General features: G+C 67.3%; 1 protein-coding gene. It reads left to right on the forward strand.

Going from position 1 to position 615, the window contains the following annotated elements; genetic code table 11:
- Positions 1 to 615, forward strand: a 615-nt coding sequence (locus G7A99_RS23645) for an IS256 family transposase (protein ID WP_163144506.1), incomplete at both ends; no start/stop codon positions are given.

A 615-nucleotide genomic window follows, 5' to 3' on the forward strand; every position in this document is an offset into this window, starting at 1 on the left:
TGAGCCCTATCCTTATCTCATCCTCGATGCGCGCTACGAGAAGGTGCGCGAGGGTGGGGTGATTACCGCGCAAGCGGTGCTGATCGCCATCGGCATCAACTGGGAGGGGCGCCGCCAGATCCTCGGCGTTGAGCTCGCCAACCGCGAGAGCGCCACCAGTTGGCGCGAGTTCCTCCAGGGGCTTCGCGAGCGCGGGCTGCATGGCGTGGAGCTGGTGGTCAGCGACGAGCACGCGGGGTTGCGCCGCGCGGTCATGGAGATCTTCGCCGAGGCGGTCTGGCAGCGCTGCTACGTGCACTTCCTGCGCAACGCCCTCGATCACCTGCCCCGCAAGGCCGACGACGACTGCCTCCAGGAGCTGCGCTGGCTCTATGAGCGTCGCGACGCCAGCGAGGCCCAGCGTGATCTGGCCGCCTGGCTCGAGCGCTGGCAGCCCAAATACCCCAAGCTCTGCGACTGGGTGGAGGGCAACATCGGCGAGACGCTGACCTTCTACCGCCTGCCGCGCGCCCACCACAAGCATCTCAAGAGCACCAACATGCTCGAGCGGCTCAACGAGGAGATCCGGCGACGCACGCGCGTGGTGCGCATCTTCCCCAACGCCGCCAGTTGCCT

The organism is Arhodomonas sp. KWT (assembly GCF_010993615.1).